Source organism: Pseudomonas sp. S32 (assembly GCF_016648095.1).
Classification (GTDB): domain Bacteria; phylum Pseudomonadota; class Gammaproteobacteria; order Pseudomonadales; family Pseudomonadaceae; genus Aquipseudomonas; species Aquipseudomonas parafulva.
Genome location: NZ_JACVVF010000055.1, coordinates 22,083 through 28,901, shown reverse-complemented (window position 1 = coordinate 28,901; position 6,819 = coordinate 22,083). Strand labels below are relative to the sequence as shown.

At 63.1% G+C, this 6,819-nt stretch carries 4 protein-coding genes; all 4 read right to left on the bottom strand.

Features of this window, described 5'->3' with window-relative positions; all coding sequences use genetic code 11:
* Positions 1 to 99 precede the first annotated feature (99 nt).
* The 4 genes from IAE38_RS21060 to ttgB all read right to left on the bottom strand — a co-directional run bounded on the left by IAE38_RS21060 (position 100) and on the right by ttgB (position 6,816).
* A complete protein-coding gene (locus IAE38_RS21060) occupies positions 100 to 585 on the bottom strand; it encodes an Mpo1 family 2-hydroxy fatty acid dioxygenase (protein ID WP_028635110.1) in 486 nt (161 codons plus the stop codon).
* Positions 586 to 722: 137 nt separating this feature from the next.
* Positions 723 to 1,976: an OprD family porin gene (locus IAE38_RS21055; RefSeq protein ID WP_060482464.1), complete on the bottom strand. Its 1,254-nt coding sequence runs from the start codon at positions 1,974 to 1,976 to the stop codon at positions 723 to 725.
* A gap of 236 nt (positions 1,977 to 2,212) precedes the next feature.
* Positions 2,213 to 3,667, bottom strand: coding sequence for an AdeC/AdeK/OprM family multidrug efflux complex outer membrane factor (locus tag IAE38_RS21050; RefSeq protein ID WP_201219117.1), 1,455 nt, complete (start codon positions 3,665 to 3,667; stop codon positions 2,213 to 2,215).
* Positions 3,664 to 6,816 carry a multidrug efflux RND transporter permease subunit TtgB gene (gene ttgB, locus IAE38_RS21045; RefSeq protein ID WP_201219115.1) on the bottom strand — a complete coding sequence of 1,051 codons (3,153 nt, stop codon included), beginning with the start codon at positions 6,814 to 6,816 and terminating at the stop codon, positions 3,664 to 3,666. Before ttgB ends, IAE38_RS21050 begins: the two co-directional genes overlap by 4 nt.
* Positions 6,817 to 6,819: the final 3 nt, after the last annotated feature.

Sequence of the window (6,819 nt, the reverse complement as noted above, 5' to 3'; positions counted from 1 at the left end):
GTAGGAGCGAGCAAAGCTCGCGATGCGCCGCGCGGGCGGCGCTCGATCTCACAGGCAAAAAAAACCTCAAGGCAGGCCCCTGCCGGCCCTCACGCAATCTCAATCCGTATCAATGCTGCGCTTGAGGGATGACCGCAGGCCCAGCATGAACGCCGCTTCAGCCACCACGAACAGCGGGCCGATGATCAGGCCGCTGACGTCATCGACGAATGCCGGTTTGCGCCCCTCGTAGTAATGCCCCACGAACTGGATCACCCAACCCACCACGAATGCACCCAGGCCGGCCATAAGCCACACCGCGGTAGCCTGCACCGCCAGCGCCTGGCCTACCCACAGGCAAAGCCCCAGCAACAGCCCCATCACCAGGCCGAACGGGATATCCAGGCGCAGGTAAAACCAGACAGCAGCCACCACCGCGAGCAGGGCAGGGGACAGCCATACACCGGCTACCTCCCACCCAGGGCGCGACAGCAGGATGGCCACGGCCAGCACGATCATGGGGATGCCGATGAAATGGGTGGCGATGTTGCGCGGGTCGCGGTGGTAGCTGGCGTACTGGCTCAGGTGCTCGGCGAGGGTTTTCATTGTTGTGCCTCCTGTCGTGCCTGATCGGGATGTTGCTCCCGATATAGCTCAGGATAGCCCCAGGCTCCACCATCATCAGCCAGACGAATGGCGAGCCCGCACCCGGCAAGCGGGGCGGGCCTTGTGCAGCCAAGCGTTTACAGAAGGTTGAGGGGGTAACTCACGATCAGCCGGTTCTCATCGAACGCGTTGGTGCTGAAGTCACGGCGCATGGTGGAGTTTCGCCATTTCAGCGACAGGTCCTTGAAGGTGCCGGCCTGGATCACGTAGGCGAGTTCCGTCTCACGGGCCCATTCCTTGCCGTCATCCACACGGCCCGCTGTGACGTTGTCACCTTTGATATAGCGGTTCATCAGGGTCAGCCCCGGTACGCCGACAGTGGCGAAGTTGAAGTCATGGCGAACCTGCCACGAGCGCTCCTTGGCATTGTCGAAGCTTGAGTTGTAGCTGTCGTTGGCCAGGGTGCCGCCGCTGGTGCCGTTGACCCGCATCCAGGCGTTGTCGCCGCTGACCTTCTGCAGGCCGACGTAGAAGGTATGGCCTTGGTAGCGTGCCGAGAGCATGGCCGAGGCGGTGCGGTTGTCCAGCTTGCCGGCGCGCTCGGAGCCATCTTCCTTGCCGATGAAGTAGCCCAGGTTGGCACCCAGGGTCCAGTCGCCCAGCGGCTGGCTGTGCACCAGATTGAGGTACTGCTGGCGGTAGATGTCCTTGAGCTGTGCATCCCACAGGCCGATCATCGTGCGCTTGTCGTTGAAGGTGTACTCACCACCGGCGAAGTTGAAGCGGTCAGAGGTGATGGCGGCGCGGCCGGTGAGCGACATGTCGTCCATGCTCGCATCGTTGCGCGGGCTGTTGCCGCGGAACTGCCCGGCGTACAGGGTCAGCCCAGCGATTTCCTTCGAGGTCAGCTGGCCGCCACGGAAGGTCTGGGGCAACGAGCGGCCATCGTCCGAGCGCAGGATCGGCAGCACCGGCATCCACTCACCGACTTTCAGTTCGGTCTGGGACAGCTTGGCCTTCAGCGCTACCCCAAGCCTGCCGAAGTCGTCGGCCGGGCGGCCGTCATCGTGCACCGGCAGCAGCTGAGTGTTGGTGGTACCCCTGCCACCGTCGAGCTTGACCGAGTACAGCCCCAGTACATCCACACCGAAGCCGACGGTGCCCTGAGTGAAGCCGGAGCGGGCATCCAGAATGAAGCTTTGCGTCCATTCCTCGGCCTTGCCCTGAGCATGTGCCGGGTCGACGAAGTTGCGGTTGATGTAGAAGTTGCGCAGGTTGAGCGTGGCCTTGGCGTCCTCCATGAACCCCCCTTCGGCGGCGTACAGAGGGAAAGCGCAGGACATGGCCAACAGGCCGGGCAGCAGCTGGCGTGCGGGTGGCAAAGTGCTCATGTGTCGTGGATCTCTTGTTTTTATGGGCGAATCGGTGCCTTGCAGGCGCATGCCGGCTGAGGCGGTCGGTATTCCGTAAACCGGGGCAACGTTGCGTGGGGAAGATGGTGCGGGGTGGTGCGGGGGAGAGGCAATTCGCCGCAGACGGAATGGGGCGATAATCGAACGGAATGTTCCAGTTAGTTAATTGTTTTACGCAAGCGCGGCGGGCGCCACGCCTGCGTAAAACAATGGCGTCAGCCTTGGGGCGTTTGCACCGCCGCTTGCTGGTTGGCCTGGCCGGTGCGCTCATACCAACCGCCGCCCAGCGCCTTGTACAGGTTGACCTCGCTGGTCAGCTGCGAAAGGCGGTCACCGATCAGCGCTTGCTGGGCACTGAACAGGTTGCGTTGGGCATCGAGGTAGGTCAGGTTGCTGTCGATGCCGATGCGGTAGCGGCGCTCGGCCAGGCGGTAGTAATCCTGGTTGGCCTGCACCAGGTCACGTTGCGCCTGCAACTGCTCTTCGAAGGTCTTGCGCGCCGCCAGGCCATCAGAGACTTCCTGGAAGGCGGTCTGGATGGTCTTTTCGTACTTGGCGACGTTGATGTCCTTCTGGATCTTCGAGTAATCCAGGCTGGCCCGGAGGCTGCCGGCGTTGAAGATCGGCAGGTTGATCTGCGGCTGGAACAACCAGGTGCCCGAACCGCCCTTGAACAGCCCACCCATGTCAGGGCTGAGCGTGCCCGCGTTGGCGGTCAGGCTGATGCTCGGGAAGAACGCAGCCCGCGCGGCGCCGATGTTGGCGTTGGCGGCCTTGAGCAGGTGCTCGGCCTCCTGGATGTCCGGGCGCCGCTGCAGCAGGTCCGAAGGCAGGCCAGCCGGCACGTCGGCCAACTGATCGGCATCCAGCTTGAGCGGCTCAGGCAGGTTGTTCGGGATACCGGTGCCCAGCAGCACGGTGAGGCTGTTCACATCCTGGGCAACCAGGCGCTGGTACTGGGAATACTTCACCCGCGCGCCCTCGACGGCGGTGCGTGCCTGGCTCAGGTCCAGTGCCGATGCCACGCCCACTTCGTTGCTGCGACGCGTGAGGTTGAAGCTTTCCTGGTAGTTCTTGAGGGTGTCCTCAGTCAGCTTGAACAGGGCCTGGTCGGCCTGCCAGGTGTAATAGGCATTGGCCACGCTGGCCACCAGGCTGATCTGCGTGGAGCGGCGTGCCTGCTCGCTGGACAGGTACGTTTCCAGAGCCTGTTCGGACAGGCTGCGAACACGGCCGAACAGGTCCAGTTCGTAGGCGCTCACACCCAGCGTGGCCGAGTACTGGCTGGTAATGGATGACTGGCCGGTCTGCGACATGTTGGCCGGCACGCGCTGGCGGTTACCGCTGCCGGTGGCCGACACCGCAGGGAACAGGTCGGCGCGCTGGATGCGGTATTGCGCACGGTAGGCGTCGATGTTCAGCGCTGCAACCCGCAGGTCGCGGTTGTTCACCAGCGCGGTCTGGATCAACTGCTGCAGCGCTGGGTCGTTGAAGAACTGACGCCAGCCTTGCTCGGCGGCGGCAACGTTGGCCGACTGGGTTGGCGAATACGCCGGGCCTTGCGGCCACTGGGCAGCCACCGGTGCTTCCGGGGTTTTGTAATCGGGGATAAGCGAGCAGCCGCCAAGTACGAAAGCGGTAACTGCCAGGGACAACAAAGACTTGGTCATTGCCCAGCCTCATAACGTGGGGTTTCAGGGGTATCGTCCTTTTTCAGCTCTTTGCTGCCGAACAGCGACGACACTGCGACGAAGAATAGCGGTACCCAGAAGATTGCCAGTACGGTGGCGCTGATCATGCCGCCGATCACGCCAGTACCGATGGCGTGCTGGCTGCCGGCCCCGGCGCCGCTGGCGATGGTCAACGGTACCACGCCCAGAATGAACGCCAGCGAGGTCATGATGATCGGGCGCAGACGCATGCGGCAGGCCTCGATGGCTGCGTCATACAGGCTGCGGCCCTGTTCGTGCAGTTCCTTGGCGAACTCGACGATCAGAATGGCGTTTTTCGCCGCCAGACCGATGGTGGTCAACAGGCCCACCAGGAAGTACACGTCGTTGGACAGCCCGCGCAGGCTGGTGGCGATCAGCGCACCGATGATACCCAGCGGTACTACCAGCACCACCGCGATAGGGATCGACCAGCTTTCGTACAGCGCTGCCAGGCACAGGAACACGAACAGTACCGAGAGGGCGAACAAGGCCGGCATCTGCGAACCGGAGAGTTTTTCCTCGTAGGACATGCCGGTCCAGGCGAAGCCGACACCGCTTGGCAGCTCGCCGGCAATCCGCTCGACCTCGGCCATGGCCTCACCCGTGCTGTAGCCAGGGGCCGGGGCACCGAGGATCTCCATGGCCTCTACACCGTTGTAGCGCGACAGCTTGGGCGAACCGTAGGTCCATTCACCCTTGGCGAACGAGGAGAACGGCACCATTTCGCCTGCGCCATTGCGCACGTACCACTTCTGCAGGTCTTCCGGGCTCATGCGGGCATTCGCCTCACCCTGGATGTACACCTTCTTGACCCGGCCGCGGTCGATGAAGTCGTTGACGTAGCTGGCGCCCAAGGCAATCGACAGGGTGTTGTTGATGTCGGAGATGGTCACGCCCAGGGCGCTGGCACGTTCGTCATCGATGGTCAGCTGGTACTGCGGCTCATCGTTCAGGCCGTTGGGGCGCACGCCGGCGAGGATCTTGCTTTGCGACGCCTTGGCCAGGAACTGGTTACGCGCCTCCATCAGCTTGGCGTGGCCGACGCCACCACGGTCCTGCAGGAACACGTCGAAGCCGGTGGCGTTACCCAGCTCGAGCACCGCAGGCGGTGCGAAGGCGAACACCATCGCGTCACGGAAGCTGAAGAAGTGCTGCTGGGCACGCTCGGCCAGGCCGAACACACTGTTTTCGGCCGAACGCTCACCCCACGGCTTGAGCATGATGAACGCCATGCCCGAGCTCTGGCCACGGCCGGCGAAGTTGAAGCCGTTCACGGTGAACACCGACGAGACCGTGTCGGCTTCGTCCTTGAGCAGGTACTCGCGCATCTGGTCGACCACTGCCTGGGTGCGCTCGGCACTGGAACCGGCCGGGGTCTGTACCTGGGCAAACAGTACGCCCTGGTCTTCTTCAGGCAGGAACGCCGTTGGAATGCGCGTGAACAGCCAGATCATGCCCACCACGATGAGTGCATAGGCCAGCAGGAACGGAATCTTGTTGCGCAGGATGGCGCCCACGCTGCGCTCGTAGCCGTTCACGCTACGGTCGAAGTTGCGGTTGAACCAGCCGAAGAAACCACCTTTGGCCACGTGGTTCTCGCCCTTTTTCAGCGGCTTGAGCATGGTGGCGCACAGGGCCGGGGTGAACACCAGCGCCACCAGTACCGACAGGCCCATGGCCGAGACGATGGTGATGGAGAACTGCCGGTAGATTACCCCGGTGGAGCCGCCGAAGAAGGCCATGGGCAGCAGTACCGCCGACAGCACCAGGGCGATACCCACCAGGGCCCCCTGGATCTGCTCCATCGAACGCTTGGTCGCCTCCTTGGGCGGCAAGCCTTCCTCGGACATGACCCGCTCGACGTTCTCGACCACGACGATGGCGTCGTCCACCAGCAGACCGATGGCCAGCACCATGGCGAACATGGTCAAGGTGTTGATGCTGAACCCCGCTGCGGCAAGGATGCCGAAGGTGCCCAGCAACACCACCGGTACCGTCATGGTAGTGATGATGGTGGCGCGGAAGTTCTGCAGGAACAGGTACATCACCAGGAACACCAGGACCACGGCTTCGATCAGAGTGTGGATAACCCCGCTGATCGATTCGGTGACCACCGGCGTGGTGTCATACGGGAATACGGCCTTGACCCCCGGCGGGAAGAACGGCTCCAGGTCGGCAATGGTCTGGCGCAGCGCCTTGGCAGTGTCCAGGGCGTTGGCACCGGTGGCCAGCTTGACCGCAAGGCCCGACGCCGGCTTGCCGTTGAACTGGGCACTGACGGCGTAGTTTTCACCACCCAGGCCAACGTCTGCGACGTCGCCCAGGCGTACTTGGGAGCCGTCGCTGTTGACCTTGAGCAGAATCTTCTTGAACTGCTCGGCGGTTTGCAGGCGGGTCTTGCCGATGATGGTGGCGTTGAGCTGGGTACCTGGCATGGCCGGCAGGCCGCCGAGCTGGCCGGAGGAAACCTGCACGTTCTGCGCGGCCACGGCGGTTTTCACGTCCACCGGGGTCAGCTGGAATTTGTTCAGCTTGGCCGGATCCAGCCAGATACGCATGGCGTACTGGGCGCCGAACACCTGGAAGTCGCCCACACCTGCGGTCCGCGAGATCGGGTCCTGCATGTTGGAGACGATGTAGTTGGCCAGGTCGTCCTTGGTCATGCTGCCGTCTTCGGACACCAGGCCGATCACCAGCAGGAAGTTCTTCACTGCCTTGGTGACGCGGATACCCTGTTGCTGCACTTCCTGCGGCAACAGGGGCGTGGCCAGGTTCAGCTTGTTCTGAACCTGAACCTGCGCGGTGTCAGCGTTGGTGCCCTGTTCGAAGGTGGCGGTGATGGTCATGCTGCCGTCGGAGTTGCTTTCAGACGACACGTACCGCAGGTTGTCGATACCGTTGAGCTGCTGCTCAATTACCTGTACCACGGTGTCCTGCACGGTCTGCGCCGAGGCGCCCGGGTAGGTCACGGCGATGGCGATGGCCGGTGGCGCAATGCTGGGGTACTGGTTGATCGGCAGCTTCAGGATCGACAGGGCGCCGACCAGCATGATCACCAAGGCGATCACCCAGGCGAAGATCGGGCGATCAATAAAGAACTTCGACATGGT

What these genes read in the sequence shown, in the direction of transcription:
- IAE38_RS21060 (WP_028635110.1), bottom strand. Translation starts at nt 585, where the DNA reads ATGAAAACCCTCGCCGAGCACCTGAGCCAGTACGCCAGCTACCACCGC.
- IAE38_RS21055 (WP_060482464.1), bottom strand. Translation starts at nt 1,976, where the DNA reads ATGAGCACTTTGCCACCCGCACGCCAGCTGCTGCCCGGCCTGTTGGCC.
- IAE38_RS21050 (WP_201219117.1), bottom strand. Translation starts at nt 3,667, where the DNA reads ATGACCAAGTCTTTGTTGTCCCTGGCAGTTACCGCTTTCGTACTTGGC.
- ttgB (WP_201219115.1), bottom strand. Translation starts at nt 6,816, where the DNA reads ATGTCGAAGTTCTTTATTGATCGCCCGATCTTCGCCTGGGTGATCGCC.